The organism is Carnobacterium sp. 17-4 (assembly GCF_000195575.1).
Taxonomy (GTDB): Bacteria; Bacillota; Bacilli; order Lactobacillales; family Carnobacteriaceae; genus Carnobacterium_B.
On record NC_015391.1, the window covers coordinates 2,592,699 to 2,613,733 of the forward strand.

14 protein-coding genes, 1 tRNA gene, 3 rRNA genes and 1 other annotated feature are annotated in these 21,035 nt (G+C 39.4%); of the genes, 1 reads left to right on the forward strand and 17 read right to left on the reverse strand.

Annotated elements, in window-relative coordinates; genetic code table 11:
• Nucleotides 1-692: 692 nt before the first annotated feature.
• The 16 genes from rrf to rsmG form a co-directional block, all read right to left on the reverse strand.
• A 5S ribosomal RNA gene (rrf, locus tag CAR_RS12355) occupies nt 693-808 on the reverse strand.
• 90 nt (nt 809-898) lie between these two features.
• A 23S ribosomal RNA gene (locus tag CAR_RS12360) occupies nt 899-3,819 on the reverse strand.
• 235 nt (nt 3,820-4,054) lie between these two features.
• A 16S ribosomal RNA gene (locus CAR_RS12365) occupies nt 4,055-5,616 on the reverse strand.
• Together the 16S, 23S and 5S rRNA genes form the textbook arrangement of a ribosomal RNA operon.
• A 528-nt stretch (nt 5,617-6,144) precedes the next feature.
• Nucleotides 6,145-6,681 carry a peptide-methionine (S)-S-oxide reductase MsrA gene (msrA, locus tag CAR_RS12370; protein WP_013712075.1) on the reverse strand — a complete coding sequence of 179 codons (537 nt, stop codon included), beginning with the start codon at nt 6,679-6,681 and terminating at the stop codon, nt 6,145-6,147.
• 82 nt (nt 6,682-6,763) lie between these two features.
• Nucleotides 6,764-8,047: a serine--tRNA ligase gene (gene serS / locus CAR_RS12375; protein WP_013712076.1), complete on the reverse strand. Its 1,284-nt coding sequence runs from the start codon at nt 8,045-8,047 to the stop codon at nt 6,764-6,766.
• A gap of 66 nt (nt 8,048-8,113) precedes the next feature.
• Nucleotides 8,114-8,352, reverse strand: a binding site (T-box leader).
• 116 nt (nt 8,353-8,468) lie between these two features.
• Nucleotides 8,469-9,788: a serine hydrolase gene (locus tag CAR_RS12380; protein ID WP_013712077.1), complete on the reverse strand. Its 1,320-nt coding sequence runs from the start codon at nt 9,786-9,788 to the stop codon at nt 8,469-8,471.
• A 185-nt stretch (nt 9,789-9,973) separates the two neighbouring features.
• Entirely contained in the window at nt 9,974-11,113 is a 1,140-nt protein-coding gene (locus tag CAR_RS12385; RefSeq protein WP_013712078.1) for a sensor histidine kinase, read from the reverse strand.
• Between the two features lie 41 nt (nt 11,114-11,154).
• Nucleotides 11,155-11,844: a response regulator transcription factor gene (locus CAR_RS12390; protein ID WP_013712079.1), complete on the reverse strand. Its 690-nt coding sequence runs from the start codon at nt 11,842-11,844 to the stop codon at nt 11,155-11,157.
• A gap of 132 nt (nt 11,845-11,976) precedes the next feature.
• Complete coding sequence (guaB, locus tag CAR_RS12395; protein WP_041557025.1) at nt 11,977-13,458, reverse strand: IMP dehydrogenase; 1,482 nt, start codon at nt 13,456-13,458, stop codon at nt 11,977-11,979.
• A 241-nt stretch (nt 13,459-13,699) separates the two neighbouring features.
• On the reverse strand, nt 13,700-14,383 hold the full coding sequence (locus tag CAR_RS12400) for a DUF1129 domain-containing protein (RefSeq protein ID WP_013712081.1): 684 nt from the start codon (nt 14,381-14,383) through the stop codon (nt 13,700-13,702).
• Between the two features lie 48 nt (nt 14,384-14,431).
• On the reverse strand, nt 14,432-15,532 hold the full coding sequence (ychF, locus tag CAR_RS12405) for a redox-regulated ATPase YchF (protein WP_013712082.1): 1,101 nt from the start codon (nt 15,530-15,532) through the stop codon (nt 14,432-14,434).
• A gap of 37 nt (nt 15,533-15,569) precedes the next feature.
• Nucleotides 15,570-15,767 carry a DUF951 domain-containing protein gene (locus tag CAR_RS12410; RefSeq protein WP_013712083.1) on the reverse strand — a complete coding sequence of 66 codons (198 nt, stop codon included), beginning with the start codon at nt 15,765-15,767 and terminating at the stop codon, nt 15,570-15,572.
• Between the two features lie 18 nt (nt 15,768-15,785).
• Nucleotides 15,786-16,676, reverse strand: a complete 891-nt coding sequence (locus tag CAR_RS12415) for a ParB/RepB/Spo0J family partition protein (RefSeq protein ID WP_013712084.1) — start codon at nt 16,674-16,676, stop codon at nt 15,786-15,788.
• Nucleotides 16,669-17,430 (reverse strand): ParA family protein, encoded by a 762-nt coding sequence (locus CAR_RS12420; protein WP_013712085.1) that lies wholly within the window; start codon nt 17,428-17,430, stop codon nt 16,669-16,671. Before CAR_RS12420 ends, CAR_RS12415 begins: the two co-directional genes overlap by 8 nt.
• Before the next feature lie 151 nt (nt 17,431-17,581).
• Entirely contained in the window at nt 17,582-18,451 is an 870-nt protein-coding gene (gene noc, locus CAR_RS12425) for a nucleoid occlusion protein (protein WP_013712086.1), read from the reverse strand.
• 110 nt (nt 18,452-18,561) lie between these two features.
• A complete protein-coding gene (rsmG, locus tag CAR_RS12430) occupies nt 18,562-19,278 on the reverse strand; it encodes a 16S rRNA (guanine(527)-N(7))-methyltransferase RsmG (RefSeq protein ID WP_013712087.1) in 717 nt (238 codons plus the stop codon).
• Nucleotides 19,279-19,793: 515 nt separating this feature from the next.
• On the opposite strand from rsmG, the gene CAR_RS12435 reads away from it, so the two are divergent.
• Nucleotides 19,794-20,810 (forward strand): PTS transporter subunit IIC, encoded by a 1,017-nt coding sequence (locus tag CAR_RS12435; protein WP_013712088.1) that lies wholly within the window; start codon nt 19,794-19,796, stop codon nt 20,808-20,810.
• Nucleotides 20,811-20,902: 92 nt separating this feature from the next.
• Here the strand turns inward: CAR_RS12435 and CAR_RS12440 are convergent.
• Nucleotides 20,903-20,975 (reverse strand) — tRNA-Val (locus tag CAR_RS12440).
• Nucleotides 20,976-21,035: the final 60 nt, after the last annotated feature.

The window sequence follows — 21,035 nt, forward strand, 5'->3', positions numbered from 1 at the left end:
GACTTTGGGAGTGTGTTTTTTTGTTTAAATGTAGTACATAGTTTGCTCCCTATCATTTTTTCCAGGAAAGGAGTTTCCCCGTGACATAAAATTTTTAAGTGGCGTTATTGCTATTTGTTGTGCTTTGTGGCTGCATGTCTATATATATGGATTAGAACAATCCTCTTCTGCAGGCTTCAATAATGTTTTTAATTTTTATGCATTTTGTTTATTTTCACTAGGGATCGTCTCTATCTATTTATCGTATAAAGAAAGTGGGACAAAAAGCGTTTAGCCCTGAATCACTTCACGAATAAGTGCAGTATGGTCATCGACCATCGATCATTATTTGTGAAGTGGACGTCGGGTCTGCTTTTTGGAGCACGTTTTAGACTAGATATTCGTATATAGAGAAGAGGCTGGGATTTTTGTCCCAGCCTCTAGTTGTATTTTCCAAATTGTTTCACGTGACACAATTTGTTAGGGTCTATAATTTTTAGTGTTGATAGATGAATCAAACTATTCACCAAAAATTTCTAGAGGAATAAGGTTGCTTGTAGCCTTAATAGGATTCAATGAGAATTAGAAACCGTTAGCACTTCGAAGAAATTTTTTTTGAAGCATCCACACGATTTGTCAAACAACCATTTGTTAATCAAACTTAACAACAAATACAAAAAAGACACCATCCGAGGATGATGTCTTTTTGATTTGCGTGGCAACGTCCTACTCTCACAAAGGGAAACCCTTCACTACCATCGGCGCTAAGAAGCTTAACTTCTGTGTTCGGCATGGGAACAGGTGTGACCTTCTTGCCATCATCACCACACAATTTCAATCGAAAGTCCGTTGGACTCTCAAAACTGGATAAAGTTTAAAGTGTAATTCGTTTGCTTACCTTCGTACACCGGGTATTGCTTTGGTTAAGTCCTCGACCGATTAGTATTGGTCCGCTCCGTATATCGCTATACTTCCACTTCCAACCTATCTACCTGATCATCTCTCAGGGGTCTTACTCACTTACGTGATGGGAAATCTCATCTTGAGGGGGGCTTCACGCTTAGATGCTTTCAGCGTTTATCCCGTCCACACATAGCTACCCAGCAATGCCCTTGGCAGAACAACTGGTACACCAGAGGTGTGTCCATCCCGGTCCTCTCGTACTAAGGACAGCTCCTCTCAAATTTCCTACGCCCGCGACGGATAGGGACCGAACTGTCTCACGACGTTCTGAACCCAGCTCGCGTACCGCTTTAATGGGCGAACAGCCCAACCCTTGGGACCGACTACAGCCCCAGGATGCGATGAGCCGACATCGAGGTGCCAAACCTCCCCGTCGATGTGGACTCTTGGGGGAGATAAGCCTGTTATCCCCAGGGTAGCTTTTATCCGTTGAGCGATGGCCCTTCCATGCGGAACCACCGGATCACTAAGCCCGACTTTCGTCCCTGCTCGACTTGTAGGTCTCGCAGTCAAGCTCCCTTATGCCTTTACACTCTGCGAATGATTTCCAACCATTCTGAGGGAACCTTTGGGCGCCTCCGTTACTCTTTAGGAGGCGACCGCCCCAGTCAAACTGCCCGTCAGACACTGTCTCCCAGCCCGATAAGGGCTGTGGGTTAGAGTGGTCATACAGCAAGGGTAGTATCCCACCAACGCCTCCACCAAGACTGGCGTCCTGGCTTCAATGGCTCCTACCTATCCTGTACAAGCTGTACAAACACTCAATATCAAACTGCAGTAAAGCTCCATGGGGTCTTTCCGTCCTGTCGCGGGTAACCTGCATCTTCACAGGTACTATAATTTCACCGAGTCTCTCGTTGAGACAGTGCCCAGATCGTTACGCCTTTCGTGCGGGTCGGAACTTACCCGACAAGGAATTTCGCTACCTTAGGACCGTTATAGTTACGGCCGCCGTTTACTGGGGCTTCAATTCTGAGCTTCGCCCGAGAGCTAACCCATCCTCTTAACCTTCCAGCACCGGGCAGGCGTCAGCCCCTATACGTCATCTTACGATTTTGCAGAGACCTGTGTTTTTGATAAACAGTCGCCTGGGCCTATTCACTGCGGCTGACCAATTGGTCAGCACCCCTTCTCCCGAAGTTACGGGGTCATTTTGCCGAGTTCCTTAACGAGAGTTCTCTCGCACACCTTAGGATTCTCTCCTCGACTACCTGTGTCGGTTTGCGGTACGGGCAGTTTGTTTCTAACTAGAAGCTTTTCTTGACAGTGTGACATCGGGAACTTCGGTACTTAATTTCCCTCCCCATCACAACTTGTTCTTAAAGAAGCAAGCATTTGACTCACTTCAAAACTTGTTGCTTGGACGCGCATATCCAACAGCGCGTATTCCTTAGCCTACTGTGTCCCTCCATTGTTCAAACAAAACAAACTGGTACAGGAATCTCAACCTGTTGTCCATCGTCTACGCCATTCGGCCTCGACTTAGGTCCCGACTAACCCTGGGAGGACGAGCCTTCCCCAGGAAACCTTAGTCATTCGGTGGACGGGATTCTCACCCGTCTTTCGCTACTCATACCGGCATTCTCACTTCTAAGCGCTCCACTAGTCCTCACGATCTAGCTTCAACGCCCTTAGAACGCTCTCCTACCATAGAACCAATGGTTCTATCCACAGCTTCGGTGTTATGTTTAGCCCCGGTAAATTTTCGGCGCAGGGTCACTCGACTAGTGAGCTATTACGCACTCTTTAAATGATGGCTGCTTCTGAGCCAACATCCTAGTTGTCTAAGCAACTCCACATCCTTTTCCACTTAACATAAACTTTGGGACCTTAGCTGGTGGTCTGGGCTGTTTCCCTTTCGACTACGGATCTTATCACTCGCAGTCTGACTCCCGGATATAAATCAATGGCATTCGGAGTTTATCTGAATTCGGTAACCCGAGAAGGGCCCCTAGTCCAAACAGTTGCTCTACCTCCATGATTCTAATTCCGAGGCTAGCCCTAAAGCTATTTCGGAGAGAACCAGCTATCTCCAAGTTCGATTGGAATTTCTCCGCTACCCACACCTCATCCCCGCATTTTTCAACATACGTGGGTTCGGTCCTCCAGTGCGTATTACCGCACCTTCAACCTGGACATGGGTAGATCACTTGGTTTCGGGTCTACGACCACATACTCATTCGCCCTATTCAGACTCGCTTTCGCTGCGGCTCCGTCTCATCAACTTAACCTCGCATGGGATCGTAACTCGCCGGTTCATTCTACAAAAGGCACGCTATCACCCATTAACGGGCTTTAACTATTTGTAGGCACACGGTTTCAGGGGCTATTTCACTCCTCTTCCGAGGTTCTTTTCACCTTTCCCTCACGGTACTGGTTCACTATCGGTCACTAGGGAGTATTTAGCCTTGGGAGATGGTCCTCCCGGATTCCGACGGAATTTCTCGTGTTCCGCCGTACTCAGGATACTGATCAGAGTGAAATTGGTTTCGATTACAGGGCTTTTACCTTCTTCGGCAGACCTTTCCAGGTCGCTTCTTCTACCAATCTCATTTATGACTCTATGTGTTCAGTCCTACAACCCCAGAAAGCAAGCTTTCTGGTTTGGGCTATTCCCGTTTCGCTCGCCGCTACTCAGGGAATCGATTTTTCTTTCTCTTCCTGCAGGTACTTAGATGTTTCAGTTCTCTGCGTCTACCTCTACTGACCTATGTATTCAGTCAGCAGTAACATCCTATAAAAGATGCTGGGTTCCCCCATTCGGAAATCTTTGGATCAAAGCTCACTTACAGCTCCCCAAAGCATATCGGCGTTAGTCCCGTCCTTCATCGGCTCCTAGTGCCAAGGCATTCACCGTGCGCCCTTATTAACTTAACCTATGGTTAACAGTTAATTTTTAAACCTCATCTTTCGATGAGAACCTTAAAAAAACTCATTTTTAAAACTTTTCGGTGTGTTTCTGGTTTGTTACTTGAATTACACTTTTTAACTTTATCCAGTTTTCAAAGAACAACGTATTGCCGCAACCAAAGTTGCGTTTTTTGAGAAGATTAGACCTCTCAAAACTAAACAAAGTAAGTACGAATGTGTGGGTTTCCGTTATATTCCTTAGAAAGGAGGTGATCCAGCCGCACCTTCCGATACGGCTACCTTGTTACGACTTCACCCCAATTATCTGTCCCACCTTAGGCGGCTGGCTCCCAAAAGGGTTACCTCACCGACTTCGGGTGTTACAAACTCTCGTGGTGTGACGGGCGGTGTGTACAAGACCCGGGAACGTATTCACCGCGGCGTGCTGATCCGCGATTACTAGCGATTCCGGCTTCATGTAGGCGAGTTGCAGCCTACAATCCGAACTGAGAATGGCTTTAAGAGATTAGCTTGGCCTCGCGACCTTGCGACTCGTTGTACCATCCATTGTAGCACGTGTGTAGCCCAGGTCATAAGGGGCATGATGATTTGACGTCATCCCCACCTTCCTCCGGTTTATCACCGGCAGTCTCACTAGAGTGCCCAACTGAATGCTGGCAACTAATAATAGGGGTTGCGCTCGTTGCGGGACTTAACCCAACATCTCACGACACGAGCTGACGACAACCATGCACCACCTGTCACTTTGTCCCCGAAGGGAAAGCCCTATCTCTAGGGTGGTCAAAGGATGTCAAGACCTGGTAAGGTTCTTCGCGTTGCTTCGAATTAAACCACATGCTCCACCGCTTGTGCGGGTCCCCGTCAATTCCTTTGAGTTTCAACCTTGCGGTCGTACTCCCCAGGCGGAGTGCTTAATGCGTTAGCTGCAGCACTGAAGGGCGGAAACCCTCCAACACTTAGCACTCATCGTTTACGGCGTGGACTACCAGGGTATCTAATCCTGTTTGCTCCCCACGCTTTCGAGCCTCAGCGTCAGTTACAGACCAGAGAGTCGCCTTCGCCACTGGTGTTCCTCCACATATCTACGCATTTCACCGCTACACGTGGAATTCCACTCTCCTCTTCTGCACTCAAGTTCTCCAGTTTCCAATGACCTTCCCCGGTTGAGCCGGGGGCTTTCACATCAGACTTAAAGAACCGCCTGCGCTCGCTTTACGCCCAATAAATCCGGACAACGCTTGCCACCTACGTATTACCGCGGCTGCTGGCACGTAGTTAGCCGTGGCTTTCTGGTTAGATACCGTCAGGGGATGAGCAGTTACTCTCATCCTTGTTCTTCTCTAACAACAGAGTTTTACGATCCGAAAACCTTCTTCACTCACGCGGCATTGCTCCGTCAGACTTTCGTCCATTGCGGAAGATTCCCTACTGCTGCCTCCCGTAGGAGTCTGGGCCGTGTCTCAGTCCCAGTGTGGCCGATCACCCTCTCAGGTCGGCTACGTATCATCGCCTTGGTGAGCCATTACCTCACCAACTAGCTAATACGCCGCGGGTCCATCCATAAGCGGTAGCCGAAGCCACCTTTTTTCCATTCGCCAGGAGGCGATTAGAAGTATGCGGTATTAGCATCCGTTTCCGAATGTTATCCCCCACTTATGGGCAGGTTACCCACGTGTTACTCACCCGTCCGCCACTCTTTGACTTCGGTGGGTGCAAGCACCCGGTGAAATCAAAGCGTTCGACTTGCATGTATTAGGCATGCCGCCAGCGTTCGTCCTGAGCCAGGATCAAACTCTCATATAAAATGATGCTTGAAGCTCATATTGATTGCTAGCGAATAATTATTCACTAATTTTGTTACTGTTGACTTAGCACTGCTAAGTCACCCTCACATTTGGTTCGTCTTACTTTGTTTAGTTTTCAAAGGTCTAAAGTGTGTTGTTTTGTTCGTGACAACTTATACATAATATCATGTACAGCGTTGTCTGTCAACAACTTTTTAAATTTTTATTTCTTCACTTTAGCGGTTTGTTTCAACCTGCCTCAGCGACGTATATAAATATAACAAGTTTTTAGCGTTTCGTCAATCTTTTTTGGAAAATAAAATAAATAAATTTCCGTAACTGAACATTGTTTTGAAAACTTATCCAAAAAGCTATTTTGTCCACAAAAACACGAACTATTACCTTTGTTTTTTACATTTAGTTAGATCTTTTTATGCAGTATACTGTTTTTTTATAAATAAAGATTTCGATAGTTTTTTTACTAATCAATCAAAAAGGGTAGTTTTTCATTGATTCCAATGAAAAACTACCCTTAATTATTTTTTATTTAACTGTTAATCCAATTTGTCTCTATGAAACTTGCTCTTCCTGACCCTTGTCTATACCTTGAATAATGAGCTGCATTCTTTTTATAAAACCCTTGATGGTATTCTTCTGCTGGATAAAAAGGTTCAGCAGGTTGAATTTCAGTTAAAATGGGTTGTTTAAAACGACCACTATTTTGCAATGCTTCTTTAGAAGCTTCAGCTAATTGTCTTTGCTCTTCATTATGATAGAAAATCACAGGACGATAAGATGGACCTCTATCAGCAAATTGTCCACCTGCATCAGTTGGATCTGTTTGTTGCCAATAAACTTCTACTAAATCTTTGTAGCTAAATTTTTCAGGATCAAACGTGATCTGAACCGCTTCTGTGTGACCAGTGGTTTCACTACATACTTCTTCATAAGTTGGGTTAACCGTGTGACCACCTGTATAACCTGAAACAACTGATTCGATACCTGGTTGGGTTTCAAATGGTTTTACCATGCACCAAAAACACCCACCTGCAAATGTTGCTTGTTCAAATTGTTGTTCACTCACTATCGATTCCCCCTTTTATTCCTAATGATTAGAGTATAGCACTCAACCTTATTGGTTTACATTATTTTGAATTGCTCTCTTTTTAATCTGCTTTACGAATTTCAGTTACGCCACCCATATACGGAACCAATACATCTGGAATCTTAACTGAGCCATCTGCTTGTTGGTAGTTTTCTAAAATAGCCGCTATTGTTCGTCCGACTGCTAATCCTGAACCATTTAATGTGTGGACATATTCTAATTTACCTGTTTCTTCATTACGGTAACGTATTTTTGCTCGTCTAGCTTGAAATGCTTCTGTATTTGAGCAAGAGCTGATCTCACGGTACGTTTCTTGTGCAGGAATCCACACTTCTAGGTCGTAGGTTTTTGCAGCAGAGAATCCCATATCTCCAGTACATAATGCTAGTACACGATAAGGAAGATTTAACTTTTGCAATACTGCTTCAGCATTGTTCGTCATCTTTTCTAATTCATCATAAGAAGTTTCTGGTTTGCTAAATTTCACCATTTCAACTTTATTAAATTGGTGCAGGCGTATCAATCCGCGAGTGTCTCTTCCTGCACTACCTGCTTCTGATCTAAATGAAGGACTTAATGCAGTAAAGTATACTGGGAGTTGCTCTTCTTTTAAAATTTCATTGCGGTAATAGTTTGTCAAAGGAACTTCTGCTGTTGGTATCAGTGTTAGATCTGTTCCTTCAATTTGGAAAACGTCTTCTTTAAATTTTGGAAATTGGCCTGTACCAAACATTGAATCGCTATTAACTAAATAAGGTGTCATCATTTCTGTATAACCATGTTCACCGGTGTGCAAGTCTAGCATAAAATTGTATACTGCTCGTTCTAATCTAGCACCTAGTCCTTTATAGTAGACAAAACGACTTCCAGAAACTTTTGCTCCTCGTTCAAAGTCTAAAATATCTAACTCTTCAGCAACTTCCCAATGCGCTTTTGCTTCAAACGCTACTTCTACAGGCGTTCCCCATTTGCGGACTTCAACGTTGTCTGCTTCATCTGCCCCTACTGGCACAGAATCATGCGGTAAATTTGGCAATCCAGTAGCAATTGTTTCTATTTTCTCATCAATTGCTGCTAATTGTTCATCTAAATCTTTTATTTTTTCTCCAACATCACGCATTTCCTTTATTTTTTCATCTGCATTCTCTTTACTGCGTTTTAGCATTGCAATTGCACCAGATACTTCATTACGGTAACTTTTTAATTCTTCTGTTGTGACAATTAAAGAACGTCTTTCACTGTCTAAAGTAATGAATTCCTCTAATAGCTCATGTTTAACTCCACGTGCTTCTAACTTTTTAGCCGTTGCATCAAAATCTAGTCTTAATTGTTTAATATCTAACATCTCAATCTTCCTTTCTTCTTTTAATCCCTAATCGATTGTACAAAAAAAGCCATTCCGATCCATTATTCATGGGACGAAATGGCCTCAACGTTCGCGGTACCACCCAAATTTAGAAGATTGCCTATGAATCCTCTACTCTTTTCAATCAGATAACGGTCTGGATCCGAAACAATTTTATCAAAAAAATTGAGTTCATTGTTTACTTCATACGATGGATTCAAAAGATTAAACCATCAGTTTTCACCAACCACTGACTCTCTTTGTGTATTCAATCTATTTTACTAGTTCGTACTACTAACGTTCGTGTTCATTCAGTTGCTTACATTTTACCCAATCCCTTTACTTAAGTCAATAAAAAAAAGACTGGAAAATTTCCCCAGCCTTTCACTATAAAAGTAATTAGATTTCTAATTGGCGCACTTTAGAATAAGTTGCTGATAAAAGCTTTCACCCAGCGACCCGCTAAAACAAATACATTGGATTTTTCAACAGTTGAAGCAGCTACAACTGTAACTTCTTCTCCTTTATCTCCATTAACGTATCCTAACTCATCGCCTTCACTGATTACTTGTGCAGTTCCTACCTCTGTGCCTTTTTTAATTGGTGCAGTTAAGTTACCCGCTTCATTTAATAAATCTTTTTTGACTTGGACAGTCGCAGTTGTCTTTTCGCTATCCGCATTTGTTGGAACCAATAAAGACACATCCGATTGAACGGCTACATTTAGAGTATCCTCTTTACCTTTATCCACGGCTAAAGGCTCTACATCTTCTAACGTTTGGCCTTCTTTAAAGACAGGAACCATATCCCAATTTTCAAATGCCCAATCCATTATTTTGTCTGTTTCAGCAAATCGTTTGCTCAAATTTTCTTGTCCATTAGTTGCGTTCATTACGATTGTAATAACACGCATGCCTTCTTCTTCAGCAGTACCTGTCATTGAAGCTCCAGCGAAATCAGTTGTACCCGTTTTTAATCCATCAACATTTTCACGCTCATAAATCAATCCTGGAAGCATCCAGTTAAAGTTTTGCATTGAAATTTCATCTGATGTACCTTCTCTGAATTTCTTTTCACTAATACTAGAAGTCTTTAACACTTCAGGAAAATCTACCAGTAGACGTTGAGCTACGATTGACATTTCTCTTGCAGTCATCGAATTTTCACTGTCTTCAGTGCTACCTGGATAAATGTTACCTTGTAAATCAGAATTAGATAAACCTGTTGTGTTGTACAATTCATAGTTTGTAATGCCCCATGATTCAACTTTTTCATGCATCATATCGACAAATGATTTTTCATCTCCAGCAATATGTTCAGCAAGTGCAATAGTTGCTCCATTTGCAGAATAAATTGCCATTGCTTGGTAAAGTTCTTCTACTGAATATGTATCGTCTATTCGTAAAGGAACATTTGATAATTCATAGTTTTGACTAATGTTATGAGCGTACTCACTAATGTTAACTTGATCATCCCATGCCAAGTCGCCATTTTTAATGGTTTCCAACAAAATATATTCGGTAATCATCTTAGTCATTGAAGCAATACCTAGTTTTTCATCGCCATTTTGATTTAACAACACTTTTCCAGTTGTTGGTTCAATAGCAAACGCTGCTGCTGCCTCTATAGCAGGTTGTTCTATTGTTGCTGCCGATACAGTTGTACTAGCCATTAATGGAGAAAAAGTTCCCAACAATAGCATTGTGACAAATAAGGTACTAATTTTAGCTGATTTCTTCATGATTTTTATTGTCTCCTCAGTCCGTTTGATTTTCTCTTTAAGTATTTGTTAATTGATGTTTTGTAATAAATGACTACATGCGTTTTCTATGTTAGCGAAATAAACAAAAAAAAACAACCCTCTTTTGTCTAAAACTAATATAAGACGGTTGTTTTTAAAAGGTTTTAGCTAAAATCCTTTTAAATTTAGTCGTTATTTTTTTCAGCTAATTGTTTTAGAGGCAGGTGCATAACAAAGCGAGTTAAATTTCTATCAGAAGAGGCATAAATATACCCTCCATGAAGAGCTACAATACTTTGAGCAATTGCCAACCCTAAACCGGTGCCTCCTGTTTCTTGTGACCGAGACTCTTCCACACGGTAAAAACGATCAAATAATTGGTCCAATGATTTTTGCGGAATAGGCTGTCCATCATTATTTACTGAAATGATCGCTTCTTTCCCAGCTTTTTGGACTTCTATAAATACTTTTTTACCACCTTTTCCGTACTTTAAAGCATTTGAAATTAAATTATTGAATACACGAACTAATTTTTCAGTATCAGCTTCCATTAGGACACTCTCATAAGCAGTAACCACTTCGATTACCATATTTCTTTTTTCTGCTTCCAATTCAAAGTCCGCTACCAACTGTTCTAATAATTGCACCATATCAAATTCAGATAGATTTAAAGGCGTAGTGGTTTGACGCACTTTTGTATATTCAAATAAGTCTTCTACAAGAACCTTCATTTGTTTCGCTTTCGTGTAGGCAGTATGAGTATATTTCAATAATTCTTCTTCATTTTGATAACGTCTTTCTTCAATCAAACCTAAATAGCCTATAATAGAAGTTAATGGTGTCCGAATGTCATGACTAACATTCGTGATCAGTTCATCTTTAGACTGTTCTATTTGGCGTTCATCTTCCATTGCTTGTACTGTGCTATCTACCAAAACATGTATACTGTCTACTACTTTTTCCATATCTCCGCCAAAATCTGTTGTAATACGATGCTCGTAATGACCTTCTGCGATATAATGCAACTCACTAATAATATGATTTAACTGCATCTGTTTGTAGCGTCTTTTTAAACGCCAATAAATCGTTCCTATTGCTACCGTTGTTAAAAAAATGATAAAAAACGGCGTGAGAGAAATAATTTGATTTCCGCGAACGCTAATAATAGCATCACCAAAGAACCAAAATCCTCTAATAATTTCAGGAGAATCCACAAGCATGCGATTAAAAATAAGAAAAGCAGCATAATACAAAATCAAGATCAATCCAATAGTAATAAATCCTTCAACGATCAACTTACTTTTTTCTTTCCTTGTTAGTTTCAAGTAACTAGTCAACTCCCGTGTTTCAATCTTCTCAAACGGTATTACCGCTCACCAATTTTATACCCTACTCCCCAAACCGTTTGAATCACTTTTTCTCCGCCAGTTGCTTCTTCGATCTTATCTCTTAAATGACTGACATGAACCATGACCGTTTTAGCTGAAACGAGACTTTCTTGCTGCCATACACGTTCAAATATTTCATCTGCACTAAAAACGCGATTTGGATGACTGGCTAATAAGTATAAAATCCCAAATTCTAAAGCTGTTAATTGAATAAACTCTCCATTAATTGTTCGAACTTCATGTGATTCTTTTTCAATTAACAATGGACCAACCTCAAGTTTATTTTGTTCTTGCGAGTTAGTCATATAATTACTTCTACGTAATAAAGATTTGATTCTAGCCATTACTTCTAAAGGATTAAAGGGTTTAGCTACATAATCATCCGCTCCTGTTACTAAGCCTTTAATCTTATCAATATCTGTTGTTTTAGCACTAAGCATAAGAATTGGCAATTGCATCTCTTTGCGAACTTCTTTTACAACTTGGTTTCCATCCATGTTGGGCATCATCACATCTAGCACCATTAAATCTATGTTTTTAATGGTCTTAATTTTTGTTAAGGCTTCTTTTCCATTATAAGCTTTTTCTACTTCGTATCCTTCATTTTGGATATAAATACTTAACAGCTCTACAATTTCTTTATCATCATCGACTACTAAAATTTTCATATAATATCCCTCATTTAGACATATTTTTTCCGATTTTACTAATCATATCAGAAAATACTAAAGAATTTATTAAAAGAAGACCAATAAAGTTCTGAATCGAACTTTATTGGTCTCCTTTAGTTAACAGTCTATTTATTGAACAGAGTAATTTGGAGCTTCGTTTGTAATTTGTACATCATGAGGGTGAGATTCGCGTAAACCGGCTCCACTCATTTGAATAAATTGTGTTTCTTCGCGTAGTTGCTCTAAGTTTCCTGCTCCAACGTATCCCATACCTGAGCGTAATCCACCAAGCATTTGGAAGACAATATCAGAAACCGCTCCTTTATAAGCAACACGTCCTTCAATACCTTCTGGAACTAGTTTATTTGCTTCATTTACGCCACCTTGGAAATAACGATCGCTTGAACCTTTTTCCATAGCAGCTAAACTTCCCATACCACGATATGTTTTAAAGCGACGACCTTGGAAAATTTCAAATTCACCAGGAGATTCGTCTGTACCAGCAAGCATACTACCTAGCATAACAACATGTCCTCCAGCGGCTAATGCTTTTACAATATCTCCAGAGTACTTAATTCCACCATCTGCAATAATCGCACGTCCATATTCACGAGCCACTGCTGCTGAATCATAGATAGCTGTAATTTGTGGAACACCAACTCCAGCAACCACACGTGTTGTACAAATTGATCCAGGACCAATTCCTACTTTAACTACATCGACACCTGCTTCATATAACGCACGAGTCGCTTCACCTGTTGCTACATTTCCAGCGATTAAAGTAGCTTCCGGGAACTCTTCACGAATTTCTACAATTTTACGAATAACGCCTGCACTATGACCATGAGCTGTATCAATAACAATTGCATCAGCGCCAGAATCAATTAACGCGTGTGCACGTTCAAACGTGTCACTTGTTACGCCAACTGCTGCTGCAACAAGTAAACGACCATGAGAATCTTTTGCAGCATTTGGAAATTCAAGAATTTTTTCGATGTCTTTGATGGTTATCAAGCCACTAAGACGACCATTTTGATCGACAATTGGTAATTTTTCAATTTTATGCTGTTGCAAAATTTGCTCTGCTTCTTTTAAAGATGTTCCTGTTGGCGCAGTAACTAAGTTTTCTTTTGTCATTACTTCATCAATTTGAATAGAGTAATCTGCGACAAATCGCAAGTCACGGTTTGTTAAAATCCCCACTAGAATACGTTCATCCATAGTATTTACGATCGGCACACCACTAATGCGGTAGCGACTCATTAATTGTTCTGCTTCTGAAACGGAATGGGTGGGAGTTAAAAAGAAAGGATCCAGGATAACGCCGCTCTCAGAACGTTTTACTTTTCTAACTTCATCTGCTTGCTGTTGGATAGTCATATTTTTATGAATAACACCTAAGCCGCCTTGACGAGCCATAGCAATTGCCATTCTTGAGTCTGTTACAGTATCCATACTCGCACTCATGATAGGTACGTTTAATTTAATATTTTTAGCTAATTGAACACTTAAATCTACATCATTTGGTAAAACATGGCTTTCAGCAGGTACTAGCAATACATCATCAAAAGTGAACCCTTTTTTTGCAAATTTTGTTTCCCAATTAGACATTACAACCATCCGCTCCTTTTTCTCCACTTAATTTGTTCGATAATTTTATCTACAAAAATAACAGAGATAGCGGGCTTAGTCAAGAGCTGAATTGAAAATCATTGATTACTTCAGTCTTTCCTTCAAGCATATTAGCATATAAAGTGTTCTCGATGAAAAAAGCATGAGAAAAAAGCTCAAACCGCCTAAAGTTGATTTAGTCGATTCGAGCTTTTAAATTCTTGCCAATTATACGTTAATCTTAAAATAATCCGCCGCGAATATTTAATTTGCGTTTTGCAAAATATTTGGCCACAAAAGCAAGTGCACCAATAACAATGTTACTTATTGCATTTAAGGGGATATTCACAACTGGGGGAATGACTATCATTGATCCCGTCATGACCATCATTAGAGATAGCATTCCAACAGTGGAGACTAGGATATAGCGGAACATACCACCTTTTTTCGGGTTTTTTCTATCCGGCATATTTTTTGAAATCCAAAGTATGACTAATCCACCGACGATAAAGTTCAGTAACGTAGTGATCAATCCCAATGATGATCCTTCTACATTATTAAACAAGCCAGAAAGACCTGTGATAAGTGAAAATAATCCACCTATCATTAATCCACCATCTAGAGCAATCTTCCAATTTTCAGAAGGGCCTTCTTGAGCTTTAGTTGGTTTTGCAACTATTTTGTCTGCACACTCAGTCACAGTTCCATATAATTGGCGAGCCGTTTCTCCTGATTTTTGGCGTTCGACTAAATTATGAAGCATCTCATTAACTAGTTCTTCTTTTTTAGTTTCAGGAACGTTTCTTTCCACTAGAGCTTTATTCAAACTCATCATGTACTGTTCGTTCTTTTTTGTTAATTTCTTAATTAATACGCTGTTTTCTTCTTTTTTTGTCTGAGTTGAACTTGGTTGTACTTCTTCCATGAATCAATTGCCCCTTTCTAGGCCTTGCTCTTTGAAACTAACTGTTACTTATACATTAAACCTAAATAATAGGATATCTCCGTCTTTAACAACATACTCTTTTCCTTCAGAACGCATACGACCTGCTTCTTTTGCCGCTTGTTCACTTTCGTATTTATCGAAGTCTTCATAAGAGATTGTTTCTGCACGAATAAATCCGCGCTCAAAATCACTATGAATAATTCCAGCCGTTTGAGGAGCTTTCATTCCTTTTTTAAAGGTCCATGCGCGAACTTCTTGAACACCTGCTGTAAAGTACGTTCCCAAACCTAAAAGATTATATGTTGAACGGATTAATTTATCTAATCCTGATTCTTCAATTCCTAATTCTTCCAAGAATAATTCTTTTTCTTCGTCTTCAAGTTCTGCAATTTCTTCTTCAATTCTCGCACAAACTACAATAACTTCTGCGTTTTCTTCTTCAGCAAATTTGCGTACTTGATTGACAAGCTCATCATTTTCAGTATCCGCTACTTGATCTTCAGAAACATTTGCTACATACAATACAGGTTTTGTTGTTAATAAAAATAAACTTCTAACGATTTTTTCTTCATCTTCATTAAATTCGATTGAACGAGCTGACTTACCTTCTTCTAAAACTGGTTTGATTTTATCCAAAACAGCTAACTCAGCTACAGCTTCTTTATCCTTCGTACGTGCAATTTTCGATACACGAGTATAGCGTTTTTCAACTGACTCTAAATCAGCTAGAACCAACTCTAAATTGATGGTCTCAATATCTGAGATTGGATCAACTTTTCCTTCAACGTGAATAATATTATCATCTTCAAAACAACGAACGACATGACAAATAGCATCTACTTGGCGAATGTTAGCTAAGAATTTATTTCCTAGTCCTTCCCCTTTACTTGCTCCTTTTACGATCCCGGCAATATCTGTAAATTCAAAAGTAGTGGGAACAGTTTTCTTTGGTGAAACCAATTCTGTCAAGCGTGTTAAACGGTAATCAGGAACTTCTACAACTCCCACGTTCGGGTCAATAGTTGCAAATGGATAGTTTGCAGCTTCTGCTCCTGCTTTTGTAATGGCGTTAAATAATGTTGATTTACCTACATTTGGTAAACCTACGATTCCAGCTGTTAATGGCATGTTTAAATTCACTCTTCCTTTTTTAATAGTTTTGTTGTTAGTTTTCTTCTGCTTTTTCTAAAACCTTTTTCATTTTCTTCTCAAAATCTCTTCTTGGCATCATAACCATATGGCCGCATTGTGTACACTTAATGCGAATATCCATACCCATTCTAATGATTTGCCAACGGTTTGCTCCGCAAGGATGAGGTTTTTTCATTTCAACAATATCATTCAAATCGTAATTTTTTTCCATCGTTAATCTCCTATGCGTTTATTCATCATCAAATTGAATCTCTAGAATATCTAAAATACGCGTCAAATCATCAGTAGAAAGGTATTCAATTTCAATTTTCCCTTTTTGATTTTTTTCATTTATAGAGACACTGGTGCCAAACTTATCCATTAACCGTTCTTCACTCTCACGAATGTAATAAGGTTTTTTGGCTTCTTTTTTTGGCTGTTCTATTTCTTCTTTAGACTGGTTCATCTTGTTCACTAATTGTTCTAATTGACGAACCGTTAAGTGTTCTTTGACCACTCGTTTAGCTAATTTCGAGATTTGTTTTTTGTCTTTTAAGCCTAACAATGTTCTTGCTTGACCCATTGAGATTTCTTCTTTTTGAAGCATCTCTTTAACAGCATCTGGCAGCCCTAATAAACGCAAATAATTGGCGATATATGGTCGACTTTTACCTAAGCGTGTAGCCACTTCTTCTTGAGTTAATTTTAATTTTTTCATCATCATTTCATACGCTTCTGCTTCTTCTAAAGAGGTTAGATCTTCCCTTTGTAGATTTTCTAGAACCGCGACTTCCATCATCTTTTCTTCATCAAATTCACGAATAATGGCTGGTATCGTTTCTTTTCCGGCTAGTTTAGAAGCTCTAAAACGGCGTTCTCCAGCTATGATTTCATAGCCTTTGATTTTAGATTCACGAAGAATAATAGGTTGAAAGACACCCGATAATTTAATGGATTCTGCTAACTCGTTTAAAGCTGTTTCATCAAATGTTTTTCTAGGTTGGTAAGGATTCGGTCTGATATCGGTTAAGGGTATTTTCTGAACTTGTTCATTTGCTGCATTGATATTTGAAAGCTCTGCATAGTCTCCAAAAAGAGCGTCAATTCCTCTTCCCAACCCTTTGCTATTTTTATTAGCCATTTGCTAGCACTTCCTTTGCTAATTCAAGATAGACCTCTGCTCCTCTAGAACGCGCATCGTAATCAATGATCGACAACCCGTGACTCGGAGCCTCAGATAAACGGATATTGCGAGGGATAATCGTTTTATAAACTCTTTCTCGGAAGTATTTTTTCACTTCATCAACTACTTCATACCCTAAATTCGTACGTGCATCCAACATAGTCAATAAGACACCTTCAATTTTCAATTCAGGATTAAAATGTTTTTGAACTAGGCGAACGGTGTTTAATAATTGACTTAATCCTTCTAAAGCATAATATTCACATTGAACGGGAATCAGAATAGAGTCACTTGCAGTGAAGGCATTGATCGTCAAATGTCCTAGCGATGGGGGACAGTCGATTAATATATAATCGTAATCGTCTTTTACTTTTTCTAATGCTTGTTTCAACCTAGATTCTCTAGCCATTTGCGAGGTTAATTCAATTTCTGCACCTGCTAATTGAATTGTAGCTGGTACGACCCACAAGTTCTCTCTTGAAGAAGGCAGCACGACATCTTTAACAAGTGTTTCGTTTACTAAAATATCATAAATATCTTTTTCAACATCCGACTTGCGTACGCCTAAACCACTTGTTGCATTTCCTTGTGCATCAATATCAACTAATAATATTTTTTTACCAAAATACGCTAAACAAGCACCTAAGTTGACTGTCGTCGTTGTTTTACCAACTCCGCCTTTTTGATTTGCGACTGATATAATTCGTGCCATCCTATTTCCTCCATCTGTGTTTAATATCCTCTAATAACTTTCTTAACACTGATTCAAGTGCAACAAACAAAAATAGGAGAAAAATTACACTCTGCGTATTTTTCTCCTACGCATTTGTTCAAAATGAATTTTTTCATTTATCGCTCTTTATTTACTTATCTTTTTTAATTTCAATTGTAATACGGTAAACATCTTCTAGGTCTTCTTCTATTGCTTCTAAAGGCATCCCTGTTTCTTTTATCAGTTCAACTGATTTATTGATGGTATTTAAAGCCAATCGAAGATCCTTGGAGATTTTTCTGATTCGTTTTTTCGGCTGTTCCTGAGTATTGTTTTTCTCAGCTACTTTTTGCTTTACTAAACGCTCTGTTTCTTTAACGGTTAGTTTTTTTTCAATAATGACATTTAATAATTTACTCTGTTCCTCACATGATAAGGCTAACACGCTACGACCATGTCGTTCTGTAATCGTTCTGTTAAGCAAAGCTTCTTTTAAAGGTTCTGCTAACTTTAGCAACCGCAGTTTATTGGCTATGAAAGATTGACTTTTCCCAATGCGTTGCGCTAACGCTTCTTGTGTCAACTCATTCAATGCCATCAAGCCTTGATAAGCTTCAGCTTCTTCTATAGCTGTCAGCTCTTCTCTTTGCAGATTTTCAATCAAAGCAACCGAAGCTGTTTCGTTATCTGACAACTCTTGAACAATGGCTGGTACTTCTTTCCATTCCAAAAGTTGCATCGCACGAAAGCGGCGTTCCCCTGCAACAATTTCATACTTGTTTTCTTCATATTTTCTAAGAATGATGGGTTGAATTAATCCATGAATATGAATTGTACGAGCTAATTCATCCAACTTTTCTTCATTAAAAACTTTTCTAGGCTGAAAACGATTAGGAACAATCTGTTGTACAGCAATTTCTTGAACATGTTTTTGTTTTTTTAACACTTCTAACAAAACATCTTCTCCGCTTTCAGTTTTCTTTTTGGATTTTCCTGAACCAAATAAATCAGACAACGCCATTCTTTTTCTCTCCCTCAGTCCTATATGTCCTTTGATTCTATTGTATCAAAAAACGTTCTTATTGAGTAGTTGAATCCGAATAGAAACTGTCTGATAAGTAGCGGTTTCTACTACAATGGATTCTTATTTGGTGTTCCCGGTTTTCTTGGGTATTTTTTTGGTGATTCTTTCTTTTTATCGATTAAAACGATGTGTCGTTCCCCAGCTTCACGTGGCAGTTCAAAAACAAACTCTTCACGAAACTTTCCGCCCAATGTAGCAATCGCTTTTTGTCCTTCCGCCATTTCTTCTTTGGTATTGCTGGCTTTTAGAGCAATAAAAAGTCCATCTTTTTTAACTAACGGCAAACATAATTCAGACAAAACACTCATGCGTGCAACGGCTCTAGCAGTTACAAAATCAAATGATTCGCGAAATTGTTTGTTTTGGCCAAACGTTTCAGCACGATCATGATAAAAATGAACGCCATCTAATTCTAGCGTTTGAGCTAATAATGTTAGAAATTGAATTCTTTTATTTAATGAATCAACTATAGTGACTTCTAATTGTGGGAAAATGATTTTTAGGGGGATGCTTGGAAACCCGGCACCTGCACCTACATCACATAGGCTTTGGACCCCTTTAGTAAAATCCACATATAATCCAGCTGTAATCGAATCATAGAAATGTTTTAAATACACTTCTTCTTTTTGGGTAATTGCTGTTAAATTAATTTTTCCGTTCCATTCTTGCAACAGTTTAAGGTATTGATCAAATTGTTCCATTTGCTTCTCAGTAACCACTAATCCCTTGTCTTCAAGGGCTGTTTTAAACTCTTCTGGATTCATTAACTCAACTCCTTTTTACTAACGTGAAACACTATTTGTTTCACAAATCCATCGTTTTAACTGTATAACAAATTGACTAGAAGTGCAATGCTTTAAAGCATTTTTTCCGCTATATAAATGGATTAAATTTTATAACATCCAGCATTAAATGAGAATCAGATAAAATAAATTAAAAATAAATGATAGGATTCGTTGACATTGTCTTGTGAGCTTGTTAGAATATTGGAAATAGTCAGAAAACAATTAATGAAAAGGAGATGTTCAATATGAAAACTACAGTCGAATCGTTTAGCTCGCGTTCTCAATTGAACGTATCTTTAGTCATTATTAACTTATTAATTTAGCCCAGGATTCGAACTATTCATTTAGTTGAGTCCTAGTTTGCGTATCTAGGGCTCAATCATCGAACTGATGAGGCAAGCCTTTATACAAAGGCTTGCCTCTTTTTATCTGGAAAATTCGAAGGAGCATAAGTGTTGGATGTCTGTTAAACAAAAATACGGAGGCGATTGAATATGAAGAACTATCTAACAGAAAGAATGTATAAGGCATCATCGGGGATCGCGAATGCTATTTTTGTAACGATTGGGATTGGCTTGCTATTAGAAACAATTGGAAATATGACTGGCTTAACAATTTTAGTTATTATTGGAACGGCCGTTAAAATGTTGATGGCTCCTGCTATTGGTGCTGGTATCGCCGTGATGTTAGGTGGAAATACACTTACAATTTTTAGTGCTATGGCCGCTGGAGCAATTGGAGCCGGAGCTATTCAAACGACAGCAGATGGAATGATCACTATCGCTACAGGTGAACCAATTGGTTGCCTCATTGCAGCTACCATCGCTACATTTGTTGGTAAACGTATTTCAGGTAAAACACCTTTAGATATGATGGCTATACCGATCACAGCGGTCTTAGCTGGTGGTGTAGCTGGCTATTACTTAAATCTTGTTATTGCTCCATTCTTAAATATGGTTAGTGCTTTTATTTCTGCCTCCGTTGCTGGTTCACCAATTATTGGCGCAGCCGTGATTTCAGTCATTGGTGGGCTCGTATTGATGTCTCCTGCTTCTTCGGCCGCTATTGCAATTGCACTAAACCTTGATCCTGTTTCAAGTGCTGCTATGTTGGTAGGAACGACTAGTATGTATATTGGTTTCTCTTTTGTCTCTATGCGCCAAAATAATCTTGGTGGATTCTTAGCACAATTTGTTTGTACACCAAAAGTACAATTGCCGAATATCGTTAAAAATCCACGGATTTTAATTGGTCCAACTTTGGCTGCAGCAGTGGCCGCTCCCATTTCAACGGTTGCTCTTGGTTTTACAGCACCCAGCGCTTTAGCCGGATTAGGTTTTTGTTCACTGATTGCTCCACTAAATATTTTTGTCTCTCAAGGAAGTGGATCATTTGCTGTTTATATCCTGACTGCTTGTTTGGTTCCCATTGCTATTACGGTAGTAGTAAACAAAGTATTGGAAAAAGCTAGTTGGTTGCGTAAAGGAGATATGGCTTTAGTAGTAGAATAATCTGATGGTTGCTATGCCTTCAACTCATTTGAATCCTTATGCAAACGAAAAAGAGACATAGATCCTTAAAAGGATTTATGTCTCTTTTTTTATGGTCCCTACTGGGCTCGAACCAGCGACCCCTACCTTGTCGAGGTAGTGCTCTCCCAACTGAGCTAAGGAACCTTTTATTGTTCGCGTTTGCAACATCATTAAGTATACCTTAAACAATTGATTCCGTAAATA

Bases quoted from the DNA above. Each gene is read 5' to 3' on its own strand.
- serS (WP_013712076.1), bottom strand. From the start codon at position 8,047: ATGTTAGATATTAAACAATTAAGACTAGATTTTGATGCAACGGCTAAA.
- CAR_RS12380 (WP_013712077.1), bottom strand. From the start codon at position 9,788: ATGAAGAAATCAGCTAAAATTAGTACCTTATTTGTCACAATGCTATTG.
- CAR_RS12390 (WP_013712079.1), bottom strand. From the start codon at position 11,844: ATGAAAATTTTAGTAGTCGATGATGATAAAGAAATTGTAGAGCTGTTA.
- guaB (WP_041557025.1), bottom strand. From the start codon at position 13,458: ATGTCTAATTGGGAAACAAAATTTGCAAAAAAAGGGTTCACTTTTGAT.
- CAR_RS12400 (WP_013712081.1), bottom strand. From the start codon at position 14,383: ATGGAAGAAGTACAACCAAGTTCAACTCAGACAAAAAAAGAAGAAAAC.
- ychF (WP_013712082.1), bottom strand. From the start codon at position 15,532: ATGCCATTAACAGCTGGAATCGTAGGTTTACCAAATGTAGGTAAATCA.
- CAR_RS12410 (WP_013712083.1), bottom strand. From the start codon at position 15,767: ATGGAAAAAAATTACGATTTGAATGATATTGTTGAAATGAAAAAACCT.
- CAR_RS12415 (WP_013712084.1), bottom strand. From the start codon at position 16,676: ATGGCTAATAAAAATAGCAAAGGGTTGGGAAGAGGAATTGACGCTCTT.
- CAR_RS12420 (WP_013712085.1), bottom strand. From the start codon at position 17,430: ATGGCACGAATTATATCAGTCGCAAATCAAAAAGGCGGAGTTGGTAAA.
- noc (WP_013712086.1), bottom strand. From the start codon at position 18,451: ATGGCGTTGTCTGATTTATTTGGTTCAGGAAAATCCAAAAAGAAAACT.
- rsmG (WP_013712087.1), bottom strand. From the start codon at position 19,278: ATGAATCCAGAAGAGTTTAAAACAGCCCTTGAAGACAAGGGATTAGTG.
- CAR_RS12435 (WP_013712088.1), top strand. From the start codon at position 19,794: ATGAAGAACTATCTAACAGAAAGAATGTATAAGGCATCATCGGGGATC.